Origin of the sequence: Actinoplanes lutulentus (assembly GCF_003259845.1) — a bacterium.
Lineage (GTDB): Bacteria > Actinomycetota > Actinomycetes > Mycobacteriales > Micromonosporaceae > Actinoplanes > Actinoplanes lutulentus.
Genome location: NZ_QLMJ01000024.1, coordinates 90,609 through 110,620 on the forward strand (window position 1 = coordinate 90,609; position 20,012 = coordinate 110,620).

At 66.9% G+C, this 20,012-nt stretch carries 24 protein-coding genes; 8 read left to right on the plus strand and 16 right to left on the minus strand.

Features of this window, described 5'->3' with window-relative positions; genetic code table 11:
• Nucleotides 1-285: 285 nt before the first annotated feature.
• Together B0I29_RS38615 and B0I29_RS45430 are read left to right on the plus strand one after the other, a co-directional pair.
• Nucleotides 286-786 carry a DUF4259 domain-containing protein gene (locus B0I29_RS38615; RefSeq protein WP_181558201.1) on the plus strand — a complete coding sequence of 167 codons (501 nt, stop codon included), beginning with the start codon at nucleotides 286-288 and terminating at the stop codon, nucleotides 784-786.
• Between the two features lie 73 nt (nucleotides 787-859).
• Nucleotides 860-1,192, plus strand: a complete 333-nt coding sequence (locus tag B0I29_RS45430; protein WP_146617041.1) for a hypothetical protein — start codon at nucleotides 860-862, stop codon at nucleotides 1,190-1,192.
• A 598-nt stretch (nucleotides 1,193-1,790) separates the two neighbouring features.
• On the opposite strand, the gene B0I29_RS38620 is transcribed toward B0I29_RS45430, so the two are convergent.
• The gene (locus tag B0I29_RS38620; protein WP_181558202.1) at nucleotides 1,791-2,690 is read right to left on the minus strand and encodes an Eco29kI family restriction endonuclease; all 900 of its coding nucleotides are present in this window, start codon (nucleotides 2,688-2,690) and stop codon (nucleotides 1,791-1,793) included.
• 222 nt (nucleotides 2,691-2,912) lie between these two features.
• On the opposite strand from B0I29_RS38620, the gene B0I29_RS38625 reads away from it, so the two are divergent.
• Nucleotides 2,913-3,773, plus strand: coding sequence for a phosphoribosylaminoimidazolesuccinocarboxamide synthase (locus tag B0I29_RS38625; protein WP_111654128.1), 861 nt, complete (start codon nucleotides 2,913-2,915; stop codon nucleotides 3,771-3,773).
• A gap of 44 nt (nucleotides 3,774-3,817) precedes the next feature.
• Here B0I29_RS38625 and B0I29_RS38630 read toward each other — a convergent pair whose 3' ends face one another.
• The 4 genes from B0I29_RS38630 to B0I29_RS38645 form a co-directional block, all read right to left on the minus strand.
• Nucleotides 3,818-4,429 (minus strand): malonic semialdehyde reductase, encoded by a 612-nt coding sequence (locus tag B0I29_RS38630; protein WP_111654129.1) that lies wholly within the window; start codon nucleotides 4,427-4,429, stop codon nucleotides 3,818-3,820.
• A gap of 77 nt (nucleotides 4,430-4,506) precedes the next feature.
• Nucleotides 4,507-4,833, minus strand: coding sequence for a winged helix-turn-helix transcriptional regulator (locus B0I29_RS38635; protein WP_111654130.1), 327 nt, complete (start codon nucleotides 4,831-4,833; stop codon nucleotides 4,507-4,509).
• Nucleotides 4,834-4,854: 21 nt separating this feature from the next.
• Entirely contained in the window at nucleotides 4,855-5,025 is a 171-nt protein-coding gene (locus B0I29_RS38640; protein WP_245973122.1) for a hypothetical protein, read from the minus strand.
• Nucleotides 5,026-5,033: 8 nt separating this feature from the next.
• Nucleotides 5,034-5,348 carry a hypothetical protein gene (locus B0I29_RS38645; RefSeq protein WP_111654132.1) on the minus strand — a complete coding sequence of 105 codons (315 nt, stop codon included), beginning with the start codon at nucleotides 5,346-5,348 and terminating at the stop codon, nucleotides 5,034-5,036.
• 272 nt (nucleotides 5,349-5,620) lie between these two features.
• On the opposite strand from B0I29_RS38645, the gene B0I29_RS38650 reads away from it, so the two are divergent.
• Entirely contained in the window at nucleotides 5,621-6,511 is an 891-nt protein-coding gene (locus tag B0I29_RS38650; RefSeq protein ID WP_111654133.1) for a helix-turn-helix domain-containing protein, read from the plus strand.
• A gap of 67 nt (nucleotides 6,512-6,578) precedes the next feature.
• Here the strand turns inward: B0I29_RS38650 and B0I29_RS38655 are convergent, their stop codons facing one another.
• Nucleotides 6,579-6,815 carry a DUF397 domain-containing protein gene (locus B0I29_RS38655; RefSeq protein ID WP_111654134.1) on the minus strand — a complete coding sequence of 79 codons (237 nt, stop codon included), beginning with the start codon at nucleotides 6,813-6,815 and terminating at the stop codon, nucleotides 6,579-6,581.
• 259 nt (nucleotides 6,816-7,074) lie between these two features.
• On the opposite strand from B0I29_RS38655, the gene B0I29_RS38660 reads away from it, so the two are divergent.
• Both B0I29_RS38660 and B0I29_RS38665 read left to right on the plus strand, forming a co-directional pair.
• Entirely contained in the window at nucleotides 7,075-7,326 is a 252-nt protein-coding gene (locus B0I29_RS38660; protein WP_146617042.1) for a hypothetical protein, read from the plus strand.
• 61 nt (nucleotides 7,327-7,387) lie between these two features.
• Nucleotides 7,388-7,693, plus strand: a complete 306-nt coding sequence (locus B0I29_RS38665) for a hypothetical protein (protein WP_245973123.1) — start codon at nucleotides 7,388-7,390, stop codon at nucleotides 7,691-7,693.
• A 131-nt stretch (nucleotides 7,694-7,824) separates the two neighbouring features.
• On the opposite strand, the gene B0I29_RS38670 is transcribed toward B0I29_RS38665, so the two are convergent.
• The 4 genes from B0I29_RS38670 to B0I29_RS38685 form a co-directional block, all read right to left on the minus strand.
• Nucleotides 7,825-8,637 carry an SAM-dependent methyltransferase gene (locus B0I29_RS38670; protein ID WP_111654137.1) on the minus strand — a complete coding sequence of 271 codons (813 nt, stop codon included), beginning with the start codon at nucleotides 8,635-8,637 and terminating at the stop codon, nucleotides 7,825-7,827.
• A gap of 118 nt (nucleotides 8,638-8,755) precedes the next feature.
• Complete coding sequence (locus tag B0I29_RS38675) at nucleotides 8,756-10,357, minus strand: GGDEF domain-containing protein (protein WP_245973124.1); 1,602 nt, start codon at nucleotides 10,355-10,357, stop codon at nucleotides 8,756-8,758.
• Between the two features lie 167 nt (nucleotides 10,358-10,524).
• Nucleotides 10,525-12,105: an MDR family MFS transporter gene (locus tag B0I29_RS38680; protein ID WP_111654139.1), complete on the minus strand. Its 1,581-nt coding sequence runs from the start codon at nucleotides 12,103-12,105 to the stop codon at nucleotides 10,525-10,527.
• Entirely contained in the window at nucleotides 12,102-12,569 is a 468-nt protein-coding gene (locus B0I29_RS38685; RefSeq protein ID WP_111654140.1) for a MarR family winged helix-turn-helix transcriptional regulator, read from the minus strand. Before B0I29_RS38685 ends, B0I29_RS38680 begins: the two co-directional genes overlap by 4 nt.
• 103 nt (nucleotides 12,570-12,672) lie before the next feature.
• Here B0I29_RS38685 and B0I29_RS38690 point away from each other — a divergent pair, with 103 nt between their 5' ends.
• Entirely contained in the window at nucleotides 12,673-13,275 is a 603-nt protein-coding gene (locus tag B0I29_RS38690; protein WP_111654141.1) for a TetR/AcrR family transcriptional regulator, read from the plus strand.
• A 121-nt stretch (nucleotides 13,276-13,396) separates the two neighbouring features.
• Here the strand turns inward: B0I29_RS38690 and B0I29_RS38695 are convergent, their stop codons facing one another.
• Both B0I29_RS38695 and B0I29_RS38700 read right to left on the minus strand, forming a co-directional pair.
• Complete coding sequence (locus tag B0I29_RS38695; protein ID WP_111654142.1) at nucleotides 13,397-14,896, minus strand: cellulose binding domain-containing protein; 1,500 nt, start codon at nucleotides 14,894-14,896, stop codon at nucleotides 13,397-13,399.
• A gap of 89 nt (nucleotides 14,897-14,985) precedes the next feature.
• On the minus strand, nucleotides 14,986-15,546 hold the full coding sequence (locus B0I29_RS38700; RefSeq protein WP_111654220.1) for a TetR/AcrR family transcriptional regulator: 561 nt from the start codon (nucleotides 15,544-15,546) through the stop codon (nucleotides 14,986-14,988).
• Nucleotides 15,547-15,636: 90 nt separating this feature from the next.
• Here B0I29_RS38700 and B0I29_RS38705 point away from each other — a divergent pair, with 90 nt between their 5' ends.
• The gene (locus B0I29_RS38705) at nucleotides 15,637-16,371 is read left to right on the plus strand and encodes a dienelactone hydrolase family protein (RefSeq protein WP_111654221.1); all 735 of its coding nucleotides are present in this window, start codon (nucleotides 15,637-15,639) and stop codon (nucleotides 16,369-16,371) included.
• Here B0I29_RS38705 and B0I29_RS38710 read toward each other — a convergent pair.
• From B0I29_RS38710 to wecB, 4 genes are read right to left on the minus strand one after another with little or no spacing between them, the layout of a single operon-like run.
• Nucleotides 16,364-16,792 (minus strand): VOC family protein, encoded by a 429-nt coding sequence (locus B0I29_RS38710; RefSeq protein WP_111654143.1) that lies wholly within the window; start codon nucleotides 16,790-16,792, stop codon nucleotides 16,364-16,366. The two genes, B0I29_RS38705 and B0I29_RS38710, sit on opposite strands and share 8 nt — an antisense overlap.
• 38 nt (nucleotides 16,793-16,830) lie before the next feature.
• Nucleotides 16,831-17,181: a hypothetical protein gene (locus tag B0I29_RS38715; RefSeq protein ID WP_111654144.1), complete on the minus strand. Its 351-nt coding sequence runs from the start codon at nucleotides 17,179-17,181 to the stop codon at nucleotides 16,831-16,833.
• Nucleotides 17,182-17,187: 6 nt separating this feature from the next.
• The gene (locus B0I29_RS38720) at nucleotides 17,188-18,807 is read right to left on the minus strand and encodes a DUF2334 domain-containing protein (RefSeq protein ID WP_111654145.1); all 1,620 of its coding nucleotides are present in this window, start codon (nucleotides 18,805-18,807) and stop codon (nucleotides 17,188-17,190) included.
• Nucleotides 18,807-19,982 (minus strand): non-hydrolyzing UDP-N-acetylglucosamine 2-epimerase, encoded by a 1,176-nt coding sequence (gene wecB / locus B0I29_RS38725; protein ID WP_245973125.1) that lies wholly within the window; start codon nucleotides 19,980-19,982, stop codon nucleotides 18,807-18,809. The genes B0I29_RS38720 and wecB overlap by 1 nt, the downstream gene beginning before the upstream one ends.
• Nucleotides 19,983-20,012 lie beyond the last annotated feature (30 nt).

Consider the following 20,012-nt stretch of genomic DNA (forward strand, 5'->3'; position numbering starts at 1 on the left):
GTCTTGAACACGCCACGCATGCGGTACGACCCGAGTGGATCGTGCCGGCAAACGCTTTGGGCTGGAATATGCGAACCGGTCGGCTAACTAGATCCAACCAGGGGTCTGGGTACGTTCAGCGAATCGGCCAGGCTTTCGCGAGGGGGGTTTGGAGCTGCCAGGCGGGCGCGATCGGTCTCGCTGAGGTGCCGTTCATTCCTCAGGCCGCGGTTGGCACGACACGCTAGCTTTGCCGAGCTAGCAGAGGTGCGCAGCAGGAAGTTCATGGTCTCGCTGAGAGCCTGCGTGAGCCTGTTCGCGAAGACTTCGAGGTGTACCATCTGTCCGGTTACCTGTGGCGAAGTCTTGGCCGATTTGAGGACGATGGCGACCTGGCATTTCGGACCCTTCGACAACGACGACGCGGTCGACTGGTGTTCTCGGTTAGAGTCAGCGATCGGGGCGGCTCGTGCCGCGATTGTGCGAGATGCCATGACTGTGGTTACCACGCAACGTACGGGCTTTTCCGATGCGGAGGCCTCTGAGGCATTAGCAGCCGCTGCCACGGTGCTTCAAGTGATGAGCGGTAAAGCCGATTCTCGATCGGGTTATGCTCCCAGATTTCTACTCGAGACGCAGGATGTCGCCGGCACGCCGGAGTTGCGCGCTCTAGCGGTAGCCGCTCTCGATGCCATCGTGGCTGACGGATCCCCCTGGCGGACACGATGGATGCACGATGTCGAGGAAGATGATGCGATCGACGCGGTCGAACGGATGCGGTCGGCTCTCGACGTTGGTGAATGTTGATGTCAACAGAGTCCCCTATCACGGGCAGCTACCTCCCCGCCCGAGCGGTAACATCGATTGCCAGCGATGAGTGGTGCTCGATGTTCGGATGGGAGAGTTGGGTTGTCGGGACGGCGGCGTCCGCCAGGATCTGTTGAACCGACTGGCTGCGTTGACCTCGGAGATTGAGTCGGCCGATATTGCTGCCGCAGTGGGAAAGAACTCGTTTCGCGAAGCATTGGTGGATGCGGCGGGCAGGCTCGAAGCCGCTTCTGGTCGTTTCGATCCTGTAATACGACCGCGCGGCCTATTTGACCCCACTGATCTCGACCAATTGGCGCCATCGGGCGGCATGGCGGATCCGGCCATCGGCTGCCATGAGTCGAATTCTGATACCGCGTACGGCGAACCAGAAAGATTATTCTAGTACTGGCAAGCCCTGCATTTTCAATGAGCCCTTTTCAATCTGCGTAGGGGTTGGCTTCGACGTGGCGTGGAAGGAGTGTGGCGTGCATGATCACGCAATGCCTCTTGTGCTTGCCGGAGTGGTGCGTACGCTAATTGGCGACTCGGTCGATCGCGATCAGGGTGACGCCGAGGATCGCGAAGGCCGGCCGGGCGGGGTTCGGCCCATAGCGATGACCATGTCGTCCGCAGCGGCGGAGAGCAGGTCGACGGTTCGCGGACGTAGCGCTAGACGGTGAACACACCGATGCTGAGTTGGGCGGCGAGACGATTGTAGGTGTCTCCGTTACGCAGGTGAGTCAGCGCTAGTAATGCCTGCTCACCAGAATTTGAGGTGTCGTCAGCGGACGCCGTGTTCACGGCAACGGGCCCGGATGCGGTCAGCGAGGTGGTTCAGACTCCGATTGGACAGTGGGATCTTGGCGGTCTAAGACAGGACACCGAGGCTTTCGGTTGGGGCATAGGATTTTGGTCGTGTCCTGTCTTATCGGGACACTCGTCCTAAGTCGATACTACCCACCGCGCCTGCGCCTGACCAGCACTGTCAGCTTGAAAAGGGCTTACCCTGGCAGCGCATCCAGCGCTGAAGGTGATGTGCTTCTTTCTGCCAACATTTCTGGATCATTCGAGGCGAAGTTTTCATCACTGACCACTCGGTACTCAGGAATCTCGAGACCGAGTCGATCCATCTCAGCCGTGAAGCGATCGATGTCTTGAACGACGACGCGGGGCCCGCTTTCGCGACCTAGTTTTGGTCGCCAGATCGGTCGCTTTCGATAGTCCTCAAGTGTTGCAATAGCGTCATCCTGTTCGTCTTCGTCTATCGCAACAGAGGCAGCGATCGCCAGCCGAACACGTTCATGCATCTCAGCTAGAGTGAATCGGCGGTTGCATAGACGTCCGGCACGAGGGCGTCCAGGATGCACCGTGTCCCAAATGGATCGAGCATTCTGTCGATCGGACCCGGGGACATTGGAACCGAAGCCGGGCATGACTGTATTCCAGATCACCGGACGGTACGAACGTAGCAGCGCTCGTTCGGCGAGCACGATCCACGCGTCATCGATCGGTAAGTAGCGAACACGGAAGTCCCTGACATCGAGGGTCTCAGTCGCCTCTGCGACTGACTTCGCATGTTTCTCGATCCTCTTTATTAGCTGCAAGCCGCCTTTGTCGGCGGGATCTCCGTAGCTGGAGTTTCCCGCCTCTGCCTTGCCGACGTAGATAGGTACGCGGCATTGACTTTCTCGCAACGGTGCGTAGAGGTCGAAGTCTCCGACGTAGTAGAGGGCGTAGACACCGGCGCCCAGGAAGTCGTCGGGAGGAAATTGTTCCGGCTGAACTCCTTCAAGGCGCTCGCGTATGACCTTCTGCAGGCTGTCGAGCGATAATGGGTCGAACGCATCGATTTCACGCGCTCGTTGGCGCCTGTGCGGGGGGTTCGCTTGGCTTTGCGACACCTGATGATGATAGCCATCGTTGTCCTGGAGCTCGCTCCGCCAGCGACGAATCCTGCGACACTTCGTCCTGGCGGAAGTCGTGGAGAACGAGCGACAAGGTCGCAGCGGCTTGTCTGGTATTCAAGGACTTTGCGCCCGTTTGCGGTCTTGACGTGCCGGCGATGGAGTCGGCGAGAGTCCGCGGCAGCGCACTCGTTACCGTTGATCCGACTAGGCCAATACATGACCAGGGGGAACACTCACGTGGAGCTGCTGCACTCCGGCAAGGTTCGGGACGTCTATGCCGACGGGGGCGACCTTCTCCTGGTCACCTCGGATCGGATTTCGATCTATGACGTCATCCTGCCCACGCCGATTCCGGACAAGGGCAAGATTCTCACTCAGCTCTCACTCTGGTGGTTCGAGCAGCTCGCCGACGTGGTGCCGAACCACGTGATCTCGGCGACCGACGTGCCGGCCGAGTTTGCTGGGCGGGCCATTCGGTGTGAGCGCCTTGAGATGGTCATGGTGGAGTGCATCGCCCGGGGTTACCTGGCGGGCTCGGGGCTCAAGGATTACCAGCGGGAGAAGAAGATCTCCGGCAACCTGCTGCCGGACGGGCTGGTGGAGTCGTCGCGGCTTCCGGAGCCGATCTTCACGCCCAGCACCAAGGAGCCGGTCGGTGGTGGGCACGACGAGCCGCTGACGTACGAGCAGACGGTGGAACGGGTCGGCAAGGAGCTGGCTGAGGAGCTGCGCCGCGTCACGCTGGAGATCTACCGGCGGGGCTCGGAGATCGCCGCGGCCAAGGGCATCATCATCGCGGACACCAAGATCGAGGTCGGTACGTCCAACGACGGGACGCTGAAGCTGGGCGACGAGCTGCTCACGCCTGACTCGTCGCGCTTCTGGAGTGCCGACGAGTGGAAACCGGGCAGTGTGCCGCGGTACCTGGACAAGCAGTTCCTGCGCGACTGGTCCGGCCAGCTGACCGATTGGGATCGGACCGCACCTGGACCGGAGATTCCCGAAGAAGTGGTTGAGGCGACTCGGAACCGCTACGTCGAGGTCTACGAGCGGCTCACCGGCGACACCTGGAAGTAGAGATTAAGGGCCCGGCGGAGAAGCGCCGGGCCCCAAAAGCACGATCAAGCCCACTGCACCGTCGTTGCCGGCTCCAGCCGCGGCAGCCGGTCGCGCCACGGGTTCTCACCCGGGTGTCCGAGGTTGACCACGGCCAGAGACTTGAACCGGCCGTCCGGGAAGAACTCGGCGTCGACGCCGGCCTTGTTGAAACCGGTCATCGGCCCGGCGACCAGGCCGACCGCGCGGGCCGCCAGCACGAAGTAGCCGACCTGCAGCGCGGCGCTGAACGTGCCGTTGGTGATCCGCAGGCCCTCGTTCGCCTCGTACACATCGCGCAGGCCCGGGTTGTGCGGGAAGATCTGCGGCACGTGCTCGTGGAACGACGTGTCGAGCGCGAGCACGGCCACGGCCGGCGCGCTTTGCGACTTCGCCCGGTTGCCCTCGTTGAGGAGCGGGATCAGTCGGTTCTTGCCTTCTTCGGTACGCACGAACAGCACCCGCAACGGCTGAGTGTTTGCCGCGGTCGGCGGCCATTTCGCCAGGTCCCAGATCTCGGCGAGTTCCTCGTCGGTGACCGGGGTCGGCGCGAAGGCCGAGGCGGTGCGTGCGTCGGTGAAGAGGAGGGCGCGCCCGTCAGCGCTCAGGCGAGGGCTCGCTTCAGAAACAGTATCCACTTCTAAAAAAGTAGCGCCCCGCCATCAGAAAGCCGTCAGAAAGTCGCCGGAAGCCACGTGAAGATGATCACCAGGGATCAGGGAAGATGCTCGTCGGCCCAGAGCGCGATCTGGTGCAGCGCCGGGCCCAGTGCCCGCCCCGAATCCGTCAGTGTGTACGTGACCGAAATCGGTGGCCCCTCGTCGACACTGCGATCGATCAGGCCGGCGGCCGCCAGAGACGACAGGCGGTTCGACAGGACGGAGTCGCTGATGCCGTCGATGAGGCGGGACAGCTCCCGGAAACCGGCCGGTCCGTCCTGCAGCTTGCCCAGCACCGCGGCGTTCCACCGGCGGCCCAGGAACTCGAATGCGCGGGACAGGGCGGCGTCACGCTCGGCGCACGTCAGACCCACGACCGTCATGAACGCAAAAGTACCGCAGCCTCAGGAGTGCAGGGGCTGCTCGGCCCGGTGACCCAGGCTCAGCTGGCAGACGCCGCCGCAGGTGAGCTGCTCACCGCAAGTGGGGCACCAGTCGTTGGTACGCCGGAGGTACCACCCGAGGGCCACTCCGGAAAAGAGGCTCAGCAGTCCGACTATGGCTGAGACGGTCACGGCGCCGGTCATGAAAGCGGGCCTCTGTTCATCGGCGTGCGGCGCACCAGGCGCAGGCCGCGGTGATCGAGCGCCGGGTCGCTGTCGAGGCGCGACGTCACGTAAGGCGCGGTGAACGTGTCGACCCCGGTGCCGCGGTGGCTGTCCGGCCGGTAGGTCACCGTGACCGCGCGAGGAGAGGACGCCTCGATGACGCCGGCCCGCCAGCCGTCTCGGTAGACCCACACTGGATCCGCCGGGCGGTAGCTCTCGGACGGAGCCACGTCGGCCGCGTCGCGATGCGGCGGCGTGACGGTCGGCGTGGACGCCATGGTCTTCGACATGTGTGTGCCTCCACTTTTCTCACTGAGGCTGGTGGCGGGGACCACACATCGTCCGAGCAGTCTGACTTTTCGGCACGCTGTGTTAGCGGTCGGTACGTGTCTGTCAGCTATCATGCTCGTCATCAAGTGCGTCCGCAAGGCCGTCTGCACGTGCATCTGCTCCGCGCAGATGCGCCCGGTCGACTGCCAGACGTGGTTTCGCGGCGGACGATCTCCGCTCTAGGATGCTTGTGACTGTGCCGGGCAGTCACATCGTGGCGACGAGGAGTCAGGTGAGCGCGGGTTCGCAGGAGGAGGCGCCGGGCGGTGGCCCGACCGTCCTCCGCATTCTGCTCGGCTCCCAGCTCCGGAAGCTGCGAGAGTCCAAGGGAATCACCCGTGAGGCGGCCGGTTACGAGATCCGGGCCTCCGGTTCGAAGATCAGCCGGATCGAACTGGGCCGGGTCAGCTTCAAGGAACGCGACGTCACCGACCTCTTGACCATGTACGGCGTGGTCGACGATGACGAGCGCGAAGCATTGATCGGGCTCGCTCGGCAGGCCAACAGCCCGGGTTGGTGGCATCACTTCAGCGATGTCCTTCCCGGCTGGTTCCAGGCGTACCTCGGGCTGGAGGCGGCGGCCTCGCTCATTCGTACCTATGAGATCCAGTTTGTTCCGGGCCTTCTGCAGACGCCGGACTACGCGCGCGCGGTGATCATGCTGGGTCACGCGGGCGCGAGCGCCGCGGAGATCGATCGCCGTGTCGAGGTCCGGCGCCACCGGCAGCAGATTCTCACCCGCTCGGGTGGCCCGCAGCTCTGGGCCGTGATCGACGAGGCTGTGCTGCGCCGGCCGATCGGCGGCGTCGAGGTGATGCGCCAGCAGATCGAGGCACTGATCGAGGCGTCGAAGATGCCGGGCGTGCGGCTCCAGATCATCCCGTTCCACGCCGGTGGGCACGCCGCGGCCGGCGGCCCGTTCGCGATCCTGCGCTTCCCCGAGCCGGAGCTGCCGGACGTGGTCTACGTCGAGCAGCTGACCAGCGCGATCTACCTGGACAAGCGCGAGGACGTCGACCACTACGCGATGGCGATGGAGCGGGTCTGCATCGACGCCGAGCCGCCGAACCACACGCCCGAGATCCTCGGCAAGCTGCTGCACGAGATCGGGCGGCCCGCCTGAGAGCCAAGGGCGGGACACAAAAGCACGGTCCGGTCGCCGCGCGACCGGACCGTTTCTGTCTCCGGTCTCAGGCGACCAGGTTGTCGAAGTCTCCGTCACGGACGCCACCGAGGAAGGCCTCGATCTCGGCGCGGGTGTAGATCAGCGCAGCACCCTCGGGGTCCCTGGAGTTGCGCATGGCGACATCGCCACCGGGCAGGACAGCGCACTCCACACAGTTGCCACTCGGGTTGCTGCGACGGCTCTTCTGCCAGACAGCGCCCTGCAGTTGGCCGGCTGGCATGCCGTTGACCATGTAGGCCATTCCAAGCTCCCTTGGTCAGCCCCGGACCGCCGATCGATCCGGGGGTGGTGATGTCACGTGCCAATCGGGCCGAGAATGCAGATGCACGTGCATCTGGCCTTGCGTAGTCACGTGATTTTGAGCATGATAACGCACGTACTGGTCCCCATGGTTGTCACTTAGGGTGACATCTTTAGGTGATGGGTCGGTCGCGGAGCGACGTCTGCGGCCTCAGCGCGAGGCTCCCTGGCGGGGGCGTTCTGAGCGAGAGGTGACGAGTGTGTCGATACCCAACATCGGCCCGGAACATCCTGATCCGACGAGTCCGTCGGTGCCCGAGCTGACGCGCCGCGGGAATCCGGCGCTGCTGTTCCGAGATGAGCCCGCCATCGGCGAAGTTGTCGCGGCGGACTCGCGGGCCAGCACGGTCTCGCACCGGTTCGGCGGGGTGAGGTACGCGTTGAGTCGGCCCGGTGGTTGGACCACCACCGGGTCGCCTGTCGAGGAGGGTGAGTCCGACGCGCGCGAGTGACCTCATTCGTTGCCGCCAGCCACGGCCGGCCGGCCCACGGCCCGCCCGGAGCAGGTGGGGCGTGTCGGCGCCACGGATCCGTAACGATCGGTTGCGGCCGAGCAGCCCGCTCTGGCCGGTGTACGAGTTCGCCGAGACGGATTACTGCTACGGCGTCGGCTCGATCCGGCTCCGGGTGACGCGTGTCGACCGGTCGAAGCCGATCCCGCACGACGGTGACACCTGGTTCGGTGTGCGAGGCGTGGTCGTCGACCGGGCCGGCCATGCCGGCGAGGTCCGGGAGATGTTGATCCGGGCGGGGCGGTTGCCCGTCCCGCCGGCGTGCAAGCGTCCGCGCTTGCGGGTGTTACGGAGTACACCCGTCTGACGCCGGATGGACGGTCCGGTTCCCCGTGCTGGACCGCCCATCCGGTCTTGGAAATTCCCTGAAAAATCGAGCTTTACTGGAAAACCCCCGCCGGGCCGAGCCGGCGGGGGTTTTCACATGCGTGACGTGTCTCAGGGTTTGCGCGCGACCCCGGACCAGTAATAGGCGGCTTTCGGGTCGGCGACCTCGTCGTCGGGCCGCCAGCTCGACACCGGGACCAGGCCCGGCTCCAGCATCTCCCAATCACCGAAGAAGCGCCGCACCTCGTCCTCGGTGCGGGCCACCAGCGTCATCCCGGCGCCGGTTGCGGCGGCGACTGCCGCGTTCACCTCGTCGGCGTTGAAGTCGGCGGTCGGGTGGGTGATCGCCAGCAGGCTGCCGGACGGCAGAGCGTCGCGCAGCGCGGCCACCGTGGCCCACGGGTCGTCGGTGTCGGAGAGCAGCATCAGGATCGCGATCAGGGTGAGGCCGACCGGTTTCGTCAGGTCCAGCGTCTCGCGCAGCGCCGGGTCATCGAGGATCGACCGCGGATCGCGGATGTCGGCCGAGATGTACTCACTGCGGCCCTCCGGCGTGCTGATCATCAGGGCGCGGGCGTGGACCAGCACGATCGGGTCGTTGTCCACATAGACAACCCGGGCCTCTTTGTTGAGCCCCTGGGCGATCTCGTGGAGGTTGGGCCGGGTCGGGATGCCGGTGCCGACGTCCAGGAACTGGCTGATGCCCTCTTTCGCCACCAGGTCGCGGGCGACCCGGTGGACGAACTTGCGGTTTTCCCCTGCCATGTAACGCATGCCGGGGATGGCTTTCATCATGGCCTCGCCGACGGCTCGGTCGACGGCGAAGTTGTCCTTGCCGCCGAGCCAGTAGTCGTAGATGCGGGCGGAGTGCGGGACGTTGATATTGACCCCGGGCGGGGCCACCTCGTTGCTGGCCTTGTCCACGACCGCCTCCTTGCGCCACGACCCCGTCGCCGATCAACTCGGCCCGTCCAGGGTAGCGGCAATGATTGACCGACTTAACCCCCGGAGACCGAATACGGCTACCGAATGTGCCGGGTCGTCAGGCTGCCGAGGCGTGCGCGGCATGCCCTCTCGTGCCGCCCCGATGGTCGGTGGCGGAGACGACGCGGTCACGTCCTGCGTGCTTGGCAGCGTACAGGCGACTGTCTGCTGTGGACAGTAGGGTCGGCTGGGTCGGTGCCGGGACCTCGTCGGAGACCGCGACACCAATGCTCACCGTGACCGGCAGACCGTGGGTGATCGGTGCCCAATCGTGAGCGCGGACCGACCGCCGGATGTTGTCCAGGATCGTTCTGGCTCGGCGCGGGTTCGTGCTCGGCAGCACGATCAAGAACTCCTCGCCGCCGATCCGGGCCGCGAAACCGTCCGGGCAGGCGCCCGCCACGCCTCGGGCCAGCAGGTCGGCGACCGCGACCAGAACCTGGTCGCCGACGCTGTGCGAGAGCCGGTCGTTGATCTGCTTGAAGTGATCGAGGTCGACCAGGGCGACGGTGAGGGCGGGGTCGCTCTGGATCAGCTCCGGCAGCCTCTCGTCCACGAACCTCCGGTTGTGCAGGCCGGTCAGCTGGTCACGCCGAGCCTGCTCGCGGAACCGCTCGGCCTCCTGCCGAGCCTCGTCGGTCTCGAACATCGCCTGCCGGGTCCGGGTCCGTGCCTCCCGCTGCAGCGAGTGCCTGCTTTGGTACGCACTAAAAAAGACCTTGTGCGCCTCGAACGCTTCCGCAAAAGCACCCTGGGCGGCGTGCAGTTCGGCCTGCTCCTGGTGAACGCGCACCAAGAGATCGCCGAGGTCACGCTCCAGGCACATGCCGCGGGAGGTGTCGAGGGTGGACTGGGCCCGCTGGTACGCACCGAGGCCCCGCTGCGCCCGGGCCAGCGTGAGCAGGTACATCGCCAGCGCGTCGGCGGCGTCGTACCGGCCCTCCTCGTGCCGTTCGATGCACTTGTGCATGGTGGCCTCGGCATCGGCGAACCGGCCGTTGCCGATCTGGATCCAGCCGACGGTGTCCAGGTACGCCGGCTCGAGCTTCTCGCCCCGCTCGTCGGCGAGCAGCAGCAGCCGGTCGGCGACCTCCTCGGCACGCTTCTGGTTGCCGGTGTCGAACTCGGTGTACGCGTAGTTGTTCAGCAGGCAGAGCAGGGCCGGAGAGCCGGTCTCGACGGCCAGCTGCTCGGCCTGCTGGTAACGGATCCGGGCCGCGTCCATCGAGCCGGCCGCCCAGAGCGCGTCAGCCAGCTTGGTGCGGTGCCAGATGTGCATGTGCGTGGTGGCGTCGCCGTCGAGCAGCTCGACCGCGAGCACGGCCTGCTCCAGCGCCTGCTCAGCGTCGCTGAGGTGCTGGTGGATGTAGGACCAGACCAGGTGGGTACGCGCCATCAGCCGCCGGTCGTCGTGGCTGAGCGCCCACTGGTGCACCTGCCAGATCTGTGCCGACGCGGCCGCCACGTCCCCGGACCGCAGCCGCATGTTGGCCTGGCAGAGCTGCGCCCGGGCCACCAGCGACTCGTCGCCGAGGGCGAGCGCGGCCTGTTCGATCGCGAGGGCGTTCCGCAGCTCGGCCGCCGCGTTCCAGGACCGCTCGTCCTCGATCTTGAGGAGAGCGTCCGAAAGTGCCTCGATGCTGTTCACGAGCTCGTCCACCCGGGTTCTCCTCTCACCTGCTGAGGGCTCCGATCGGCCGAGCCTTGCCAAGCCTGAAGGATTTCGCTCTGCGTTCGTCGAGAGTAGCTCTGCGTAAACGGACAATCGCCCACATGTGACGACGCCCGCACTCATCGTGAGTGCGGGCGTCGTGAACGCGGATCGAATTACTTGGCGAGGACCGGCTCCTTCTCGACGGCGACCGGCGGGGTGCCGATGTCGACCGTGCTGCGCAGCTTCGCGGGCTTCATCGCGATCGCCGCGATCACACCGATCACCGCGACAGCGGCGGAGATCAGGAAGATGTGGCCGGTGGCGTCGCCGTACGCGGCCCGGACCATGTGCTGGACCGCCTCCGGAAGGCTGCTCAGGTTGAGCACGCTGACGCCTTCGCTGCTGCCGCCCGACGCGCCCGCCGCGGCGAGCTGCTCGGTCATCGACTCGGACACCCGCCGGGCCAGGACCGCGCCGAGGACCGAGACGCCGATCGTGCCACCGAGCGAGCGGAAGAAGGCGATCGTCGAGCTGGCCGCGCCGATGTCCTTGAGCGAGACGGTGTTCTGAACCGCGAGGACCAGGTTCTGCATCGACATGCCGACACCGATGCCGACCAGGGCCATCGAGGCGCCGACGTACCAGAGCGAGGTGTCGTGGTCGAGCATCGAGAGCCCGGCGAAACCGACGACCAGGGTGATCGTGCCGGCCACGATGTACGGCTTGATCAGGCCGCTCTTGGTGATCATCCGACCGGCGATGGTCGAGGAGATCAGGATGCCGATCATCATCGGGATCATCAGCAGGCCTGCCTGGGTCGGGCTGTACCCGCGGCCGATCTGGAAGTACTGGCCGAGGAAGACCGAGCCGCCGAACATCGCCATGCCGACCGCGAGGCTGCCGATGATGGCGAGCGCCGTGGTGCGCTGGCGGACGATCTGCAGCGGGACGACCGGCTCGCTGACCCGCGACTCCACCCAGACGGCGAGAGCGAGCAGGACCAGGCCGCCGCCGACCATGGCGAAGGTCTCCCAGGACATCCAGGCGAACGTGCTGTCGACGAACGAGACCCAGACCAGGATCACGCTGACGCCGGCCGCGATCAGGCTGGCACCGAGGTAGTCGATCTTCACGTTGTCCCGGCGCATCACCGGCAGATGCAGGGTCTTCTGCAGGACGACCAGGGCGATCACGGCGAGCGGCGCGCCGATGAAGAAGCACCAGCGCCAGCCGAGCGCGTCGGTGTCCACGATCAGGCCACCGAGCAGCGGGCCGCCGACGGTGGCGAGAGCCATGACGCCGCCGAGGTAACCGTTGTAACGGCCGCGCTCCCGCGGCGGGATCATCGCGGCGATCGCCACCTGGACCAGCGCCTGCACGCCGCCCATGCCGAGGCCCTGGAACGCGCGGGCCGCGATCAGCTGCTCGGTGTTCTGGGTGAAGCCGGCGATCAACGATCCCAGCACGAAGACGACGATCGAGATCTGGACCAGCATCTTCTTGCTGTACAGGTCGGAGAGTTTGCCCCAGATCGGTGTGCTCGCGGTGGCCGTGAGCAGAGTGGCCGTGACGACCCAGGTGTACTGGGTCTGGCTGCCGTTCAGATCACCGATGATCTTCGGAAGCGCGGTGGAGACGATGGTGGAGCTGGCCATCGCGACGAAGAGCACGAGCAGGAGCCCGGAAAGGGCTTCCATGATCTCGCGGTGCGTCATCGCGGTCTGGTCGGCCCGGGTTGTTGTTGGGGCGCTCATCGCGCTGCCTCCAAGCTGGGCGTGCCGAGTTGGGATTGCTGAGTGATCAGGTCTTGGGCGAAGCGCTGCAGTGATGCCGCAAAGGCGGCGATCTCCTCAGGGCTCCACTCGGAGAGGGCGCCGGCGAGCCGCTGGTCGTAATGCGCGATGACCTCGTCGAGCGCGGTGTTGCCCTTGCCGGTGAGGCGAAGGGTGCTGGCGCGGCCGTCGTCCGGGTCGGCGGCGCGGGCCACCAGGCCGGTGCGGACCAGGGCGCCGATCGTGCGGCTGATGGTCGACGGGTCGAGCGCGTGCTCGGCGGCGAGGTCCTTCATGTGGCAGCCGAGGGGCTCGCTGCGGCGGATCGCGGTGAGGACGCCGACGGTGCCGACCGGTGTGACCGAGCTCTGCTTCATCAGGCGTACCGCCTTGAGCAGCTCCTGCAGGGCCGCCACCAAGCGGTGCGAACCGCTGTCGTTCTCCATGGCACCTCCCGTGATGCTTGCTGCATACAACTATCTACCCAAACTTGCCTGCTGCGCAAGTTTTCTCATTGGGAACTGAGTCACACGCCGATATGCTCATCCCATGAGCGTGCCGACCACCGAGCCGGGCCTTCGCGAGCGCAAGAAGGCAGCTACTCGCCTCTCCCTGTACGAGGCGGCATTCCGCCTCGCGTTGGAGCACGGCCCGGACCGGATCACGGTCGAGGCGATCGCGGACGAGGCCGGCGTCTCCCGGCGTACGTTCTCGAATTACTTCGCCAACAAGGAGGAGGCGCTCTTCTACGGCGACCGCCTGCGGATGCGGCAGATGGCGGACATGGTCCGCGCCCGTCCGCCGGACGAGCCGGCCTGGGCGGCGCTCAGCGCGGCCGCCGCGGAGTTCTACGGAGAGCGAGGCGATCTTGATCCGGAGTGGACGGCGCGCACGCGCCTGATCCGCCGGCACCCGTCGCTCGCCGCCGCACAGATGCAGAGCTTCGCAGCGATGGAGCGTGAGATCGCCGCGGAGGTTTCCGGCCGTCTGGGTCGTTCCGACCCCCGAGGGGTACGCGCGAGGCTCATCTCCGCCACGTTCCTGGTGACGTTGCGCGTCTCGTTGACGGTCTGGCTGGAGCACCCGGCGGACACGACGTTCTGGGACCTGGCCGGCGAGTCGCTGGCCGAGGCCGGCCGCGGTTTCGCCTGACCCGACGAGCCTGATCGAAGCCTGACTCGACGAGCCTGATCAAAGCCGGTCAGGGCAACGAAAAGCGCTATTCCGGGACGGGGGGACCCGGAATAGCGCTGCTCGTGACTTACCCCGAGGGTCAGCCGGTGAAACCTGCCAGGATGCGGGAGAACTCGAACGCCGTCTGCGTCACGTTGGTGCACTGGAACAGCGCGCCCGAGCAGGCGTTCTTGTCACGGTGCATCTCCCAGAGCGAGACGAACCCGATGTGGTTGGCGTTCGCGAACGTGACCAGGTCCTTCGCGTCCGACTGGGTGAACGTGCCGTTGTCGTCGTTCACGCCGATCATCGGGGTCACGCCGACCATCTTGAACGCGGCCGCGTCGCTGTTTCCGTACACGGACTTGATCTGGTCCTTCGTGGACTTGACCGCCTGGATCGCCAGGTCGCCGTAATCCTGGCCGGAGCGGCCGTAGTCCATCGCCATGATGTTGACGAGATCCAGGTCGACACCGGCGGTCTTGGCGGACTTCACCACGTTGAGGCCGTCCGCGGTGAGGCCCTCGGGCAGCACCGGCAGGGTCAGCGAGATCTTCAGGCCGGGGTTGGCCTTCTGCAGAGCGGCCAGGGCGGTCGAGCGGCGGGCCACCGACGCGCTGTCCGCGACGGCCGCACCCTCGATGTCCAGGTCGATGTAGTTCAGGTCGTACGCGTCGACGACGGCCTGGTACTCGGCCTGCAGAGCGGAGACGCTGGTGCACGCCTGGGCCAGCTCGGTGCCGGTCGCGCCACCGAACGAGACCTTCACGTCGCCGCCGGCCGCGCGTACCGCGGTGATCTGGTCGGCGAACTGCTTGGCCCGCGGGTCGAACGCGGCGAACCAGCTCGCCTTGCAGCCGGAGCTGGTCACGAACGCGAGGCTGAACGACTTGACGTTGCCGCCGGCCGCGAGCGACGAGAGCGTGGTCGCGCCGTTGGAGAGCAGGCCCATGTCGACGTACGGCGCGACCAGGACGTTACCGCTGGTCCCGGAGGTGCTGGTCGGGCTCACGGTCGCGGTCGCGGTGGCGGTCGGCGTGGCGGTGGCGGTCGCGGTCTTCGTCGCGGTCGGCGACGAGGAGGCCGTCTTGCTCGCGCTGGGCGAAACCGTCGGAGAAGCGGTGGCGGTCTTGGTCGCCGTGGGAGAAGCAGTGGCGGTGGCGGTCGGCGCGGTGGTCACGGCCGCTCCGCCGGTGCACGAAGCTCCGTTGATGGTGCAGCTGATCGGAGCGCCGCTGCCGGCGACGATGAAGCCGAACGACGCGGTCGCCCCGGCCGGGATGGTCCCGTTCCAGGCCGCGTTCTTCGCCGTCTTGACCGCGCCGGATCCAGTGAGCGTGGTGTCCCAGGAGCTGCCCAGCTTCGCGGTCGTGGGCAGGCCGAAGGCCACCTCCCAGCCGTTCACCGTCGCGCCGGTGCCGTTGGAGATCGTGTAGTGCGCCTGGTAACCCGTACCCCAGTCGCTGTCCTTCACGAAGGCGGCGGTGAGCTTGCCCGAGGACGCGGGCGTGGTGGCAGCGACCGCCGCGCCGATGCCGCCGCCGACCGCGACGACCGCGGCTGTGGCGTAGATGGCGAGCCGCAGACGGCTGCGTTGCATGAGTGAGCTCCGATCGCGGAAGAGGACGACGGATGATCACTCTCGTCCGGTACGGCTTAAGGAGTCTCGCGTTCCGGCTTAAAGGATCCCTAAATACGGGTCGCCAGGCCGCCGAGCAGCAGAGCCAGCTGACGCCGCCAGGCCTGCGGGTCGGTGGAGTGCTGGGCCACCCCGGCGTTCGCCATCATCAGCAGCGCCAGGTCGGTCCGGGTGAAGTCGGCGCGCAGCCGGCCGGCCCGCTGGGCGCGGACACACACGTCGACGGCACGCTGCTGCGCCGAGGCGCGCAGGGCGGCGAGCCGCTCGTCGTCGTCGAAAGCCGTGGTGACCAGAAGTTCGGCCAGCCCGCGGTCGGTGGCCTGCAGTTCGCACACCCGGGTGAGGTAACCGACGAACGCGGCCCACGGGTCGGGGTGCTCCAGGGACTGCTCGGCGAGGCGTACCGCCGCGGTCATGTGGCTGGCGAAGACCTCGGCGATCAGGTGCCGCCGGCTGGGGAATCGACGGTAGAGGGTGGCGTTGCCGACGCCGGCCCGCCGGGCGATCTCGTCCAGCGACGCGTCGAGCCCCTGCGCGGCGAAGACTTCACGAGCGGCGGCGAGCAGGGCGGCTCGGTTTCGTCGGGCGTCCGCACGCAGCCGGGTGGCCATGCGCATGAGGATACGACGTTCACAGGGAAAGACGGAGATCCGATGTTACGGTCCGGACGATCATCATCAGACGTGCCGGAGGTCAGCGAAATGCGGCAACAGGTCGATATCCCGACGGCGGACGGCGTCGCCGACGCCTACCTGGTCACGCCGGCCGGCGACGGGCCGTTTCCGGGAGTCCTGCTCTTCATGGACGCGTTCGGTCTGCGTCCGCAGATCATGGAGATGGCGAGCAGAATCGCCGAGCGTGGGTACGCGGTCCTCGCACCGAACCTCTTCTATCGCAGCGCGCGCAGTCCGCTCGTCGACCCGGCCGACCTGGTCGACGAGGAGCGCCGTGGTGCCGCGTTCGGCCGGCTCATGCCGATGATGCAGCAGCTCACCGCCGAGCGGGTGGTCGCCGACACCCGTGCGTACCTGGACTTCTTCAAGAAGGAGCAGGTCGGCATCGTCGGCTACTGCATGGGCGGGCGGAACGCGCTGATCGCGGTCTCCGCGCTGCCGGACCGGTTCGCAGCGCTCGGCAGCTTCCACGCCGGGAAGATCGTGACCGACGATCCGGCCAGCCCGCACCGGCACGTCGGCCCGATCACCAGCGAGGTCTATTTCGGACACGCCGACAACGACGGTTCGATGACGCCGGACAACATCAAAGCGCTGGAGGAGGCCCTCGCCGAGGCGGGCGTCACCTACACCTCGGAGCTTTACGCCGGCGCGCCGCACGGTTTCACGATGGCCGACACCGCGATGCACGATGCCGCCGCCGAGCAGCGGCACTGGGAGGCGCTGTTCAGCCTGCTAGGCCGCGCACTCCCGGTCAGGTGAGGCAGAACTCGTTGCCCTCGGGGTCGGTCATCACGAACCACGAGTAAGGCCCCTGCTGACCGGCCTTGACGAAAGCGGCGCCGCGCGCGATCAGTTTGTCGCGCGCGGCTTCCCGGTCCTGGTCGCCCACCCGGACATCGACGTGCACCCGGTTCTTCACCGTTTTCGGTTCCGGCACCGCCTGGAAGAGGATCCGGCTGCGGCCGGCGCCGTCCGGGTGCACGATCGCCCCGCCGATCCGCCAGACCAGCTTGCCGTTGTGCATCTTCGTCTCGTCGCCGGTCGCGAAACCTTTGTCGACCATGTCCTTGATGAACGCCTCGTCCTGCGGTTCCACCTGCCAGTCGAGGGTCTCCGCCCACCAGTCGGCGAGCGTGTGCGGGTCGCTGCTGTCGACCACGATCTGCAAGTCGTAAGGCATGACCCCGAAATTACCCACGTGATAGGCCAGAAAACGGCCTAATTGGCGTACAGGCCCGGGAAGAAGCGGTCGATCGCCGCTACGTCGTACACATGCCTGATCTCGTTGATCAAGCCATCCTCGACCGCGAGGAATTCGACGAGCCTCGCCGTGCCGAAAGGCCCGGCGAGGTCGTACATGAGCGCGGCGCCGTCGATCGCGTCGGTACGCGCGATCAGCTCGACCCGATCCGAGAAGGCAGCGATCCGGTGCAGGACCTGGAGCAACTCCTCGTCGTCCACCGGAGCGTCGAGGTTCCACTCGGTCTCGCAGTCAGGCGTGAGCACCCGGCGAGCGGCCGGCAGATCGTCGGCGGTCCACGACTGGACCCAGAAATCCACGACATCCATCGTTGATCAGCCGTTCAGCATGGTGTCGGCCGAGACGAACGTGTATCCGAGGCCCTTGACGCCGGTGACCAGCGTCTTCAGGTGGTCGGTGCCGAGGTACGGGTGGTAGAAGCAGCTCGCCACGCCGTCGCGTACGACGAGGTTGCGCTCGGCCGAGGCGATCAGGTCGGCGGGCAGCCGGACCGGGTGGTTGTTGAACGCCTCCGGCTCGACGTTGCCGATGTTCTCCGGCACCACGACCGAGCCGTACACATCGCGGACCGTGTACGGGAAGAACTGCCCGAACTGGCGTGCGTAGTCGTACTTCGCGCCGGTCAGCACGCCCGGGAAGTACAGGCCACGGTCGTATCGCTTGCCGAAGAGGGTGTTCACCGCCTGGTAGTCGGCCGGGCTGGCCGCGTAGTGCGGGAACTCGAAGATCTTCGGAGCGCCCAGGCCGGTCGCCAGGAACACCGCGCCGGAGGAGACCATCCGAGTCGTCGCCCAGGTGACCGAGTCCTCGGTGACCGGACCGTCGTAGATCACGCTGTCGTTCGCGTCGACGTGCGCCGTGTAGAACTCGAAGTCGTTCGCGCTCACACCGTCGTACGGGTTCGCCACCGCGCCGTACTGGTGGGTGTAGCCGTGCATGATCAGGGTGCCGCCCTTGGACTGCATGTACTTCAGCGCGGCGACCACCTTCGGCTTCGACGCGAGGGTGTAGTCCTCGGCCTTGCCGTTGTTCTTGACGCCCTTCGGGTCCCGGTACCGCGGGTAGACGGCGACGCTGAACGGCACCTTCTCGGCAGCCAGGTAATCGGCGATCGCCTTGAGGTCGGCGGGGTCGGCGTCCGGGCCGACGTCCTCGAGGCGGATCAGGGCGCGGTGCCGCTCGGTCGTGCTGCCACCGAGAGCGTCGAAGAGCAGGTCCGCGAAGACCAGGTACCGGTCGTCGTGGGTGACGTACGAGAACGGGATCTCGCCGATGTAGGTGAGGTTGCCCGACTTCACGGCCCACGGGAACGTGGTGCCGTCGGCGCGTACCGCGGTGGCCAGCGTGCTGACCTTGGCGGTGTCGCTGATCGGCAGGTTCATGATCCCGGAGTTGTTGTCCGAGCTGCGGGTCAGCTTCTTGCCCTTGTACGCGACCTCCGTGACGGCGGCGAGGTCGAAGGTGCCGCTCGCGAAGCCGTACTTCGTGGTGAAGCCGTCCTTCGCCGCGAGCTGCCAGATGTTGTCGTAGACCCAGACGACCGGCTTGCTGGTGGCCATCACGTCGGTCAGGAACGCGGCCGGCAGCGGCTCGTCGTACGTCGAGCCCAGGTAGATGACCGCGGTGTACGCGTTCAGGTCGCCGGACTTGTACTTCGCGACCGGCGCGGCCGTCCAGGTGCCGAAGTGCGAGGCCAGGTTCGCGGTCTGGGTGGCGTAGACCTCGCCGAGCCAGCCGTAGTCGTTCGTCGTGTCGTACAGAACGAGGGTCTTCGCGGAGCCGGCGCCGGGCGCCGCCTTGCCGGTCTTCGACGTGCTCGTCGTCGTGGCGGGAGCGGCGTCGGCGGCCATGCTGTTGACGCCGACCGCGACGGCTGCGGCCGTGGCCGCGCCGGCGCCGAGCAGGGTGCGGCGGGAGATCTTCGGGGCGCGCATCAGGCAAGTGCTCCAGACGTGACGACGTTCTGCGAAACGGGCATGGCTTCGGGGGCGGGTGCGAGACCCAGGAGCGCGGCGGTCGCCTGCGCGGTACGCCGGGCGGCAAGCCCGTCACCGTACGGATTTCCGCCGGCGGTCATCGCGTCGCGGCGGACCCGGCTGTCGAGCAGAGCGGACGCCTCCTCGACGATCCGCGCGGTGTCCGAGCCGACCAGCTTCGCGCAGCCCGCGGTCAGTGACTCGACGCGCTCGGTGACATCGCGCAGCACCAGCGCCGGAACACCGAACGACGGAGCCTCCTCCTGGATGCCGCCCGAGTCGGTGAGCACCAGGTACGCCTCGGAGAGCAGCCGGGACAGGTCCGGGTACGGCAGCGGGTCGGTGATGGTGACCCGCTCGACACCGGCCAGAGCGGCGTCCACCTGGGCGCGGACGGCCGGGTTCGGGTGGCTCGGCAGCACGACCTCGATGTCGTCGTAGCGCTCGATGAGCTCCTTGACGGCGGCGAGGATGCGGTCGAGCGGCTCGCCCCAGGATTCCCGGCGGTGCGCGGTGACCAGGACCAGCCTGCTCTCATTAAAAGCGCGACGTTGCAGGGCGGCGTTCTCGAACGGCAGCTTGCGGCCGGCCATCGCGAGGGTCGCGTCCACCACGGTGTTGCCGGTGATCAGGACGTCGGTGTGGGCGATCTTCTCGTCCAGCAGGTTCATCGCGGCCAGCGGCGTCGGCGCCAGGTGCAGCGAGGCGACCTGGGCGACCAGGCGGCGGTTCGCCTCCTCGGGGAACGGCGAGTCCAGGTCACCGGAGCGCAGACCGGCTTCCAGGTGGACCACCGGGATGCGGCGCCAGAACGCGGCCAGCGCGCCGGCCAGGCTCGTCGTGGTGTCGCCCTGCACGATCACGGCGGCCGGTGTGCGTACCGACCAGAGCTCGTCGAGCTCGCGGACCATCGCGGTGAGCAGCTCGGCCTGGGTGCCGGTGGAGCGCTCGACCTCAAGGGTGATGTCCGGCTCGAGGCCGAAGGCGGCGAGCGCCTGGGTGACCATCGTGGGGTGCTGTCCGCTGGCGAGCAGGACCGGCTGGAGCAGGCCGGCCTCCCGCATGGCGATGGCGACGGGGGCGAGCTTGACGGCCTCGGGGCGGGTGCCGCCGATCAGGTGAACTTCACGCATGAGAGACATGGGGGAGCCTTCTCTTCTTGC

What these genes read in the sequence shown, in the direction of transcription:
- B0I29_RS38625 (WP_111654128.1), top strand. Translation starts at nt 2,913, where the DNA reads ATGACCAGGGGGAACACTCACGTGGAGCTGCTGCACTCCGGCAAGGTT.
- B0I29_RS38635 (WP_111654130.1), bottom strand. Translation starts at nt 4,833, where the DNA reads ATGACGGTCGTGGGTCTGACGTGCGCCGAGCGTGACGCCGCCCTGTCC.
- B0I29_RS38645 (WP_111654132.1), bottom strand. Translation starts at nt 5,348, where the DNA reads ATGTCGAAGACCATGGCGTCCACGCCGACCGTCACGCCGCCGCATCGC.
- B0I29_RS38655 (WP_111654134.1), bottom strand. Translation starts at nt 6,815, where the DNA reads ATGGCCTACATGGTCAACGGCATGCCAGCCGGCCAACTGCAGGGCGCT.
- B0I29_RS38680 (WP_111654139.1), bottom strand. Translation starts at nt 12,105, where the DNA reads ATGAGCGCCCCAACAACAACCCGGGCCGACCAGACCGCGATGACGCAC.
- B0I29_RS38685 (WP_111654140.1), bottom strand. Translation starts at nt 12,569, where the DNA reads ATGGAGAACGACAGCGGTTCGCACCGCTTGGTGGCGGCCCTGCAGGAG.
- B0I29_RS38690 (WP_111654141.1), top strand. Translation starts at nt 12,673, where the DNA reads ATGAGCGTGCCGACCACCGAGCCGGGCCTTCGCGAGCGCAAGAAGGCA.
- B0I29_RS38695 (WP_111654142.1), bottom strand. Translation starts at nt 14,896, where the DNA reads ATGCAACGCAGCCGTCTGCGGCTCGCCATCTACGCCACAGCCGCGGTC.
- B0I29_RS38700 (WP_111654220.1), bottom strand. Translation starts at nt 15,546, where the DNA reads ATGGCCACCCGGCTGCGTGCGGACGCCCGACGAAACCGAGCCGCCCTG.
- B0I29_RS38705 (WP_111654221.1), top strand. Translation starts at nt 15,637, where the DNA reads ATGCGGCAACAGGTCGATATCCCGACGGCGGACGGCGTCGCCGACGCC.
- B0I29_RS38710 (WP_111654143.1), bottom strand. Translation starts at nt 16,792, where the DNA reads ATGCCTTACGACTTGCAGATCGTGGTCGACAGCAGCGACCCGCACACG.
- B0I29_RS38715 (WP_111654144.1), bottom strand. Translation starts at nt 17,181, where the DNA reads ATGGATGTCGTGGATTTCTGGGTCCAGTCGTGGACCGCCGACGATCTG.
- B0I29_RS38720 (WP_111654145.1), bottom strand. Translation starts at nt 18,807, where the DNA reads ATGCGCGCCCCGAAGATCTCCCGCCGCACCCTGCTCGGCGCCGGCGCG.
- wecB (WP_245973125.1), bottom strand. Translation starts at nt 19,982, where the DNA reads ATGCGTGAAGTTCACCTGATCGGCGGCACCCGCCCCGAGGCCGTCAAG.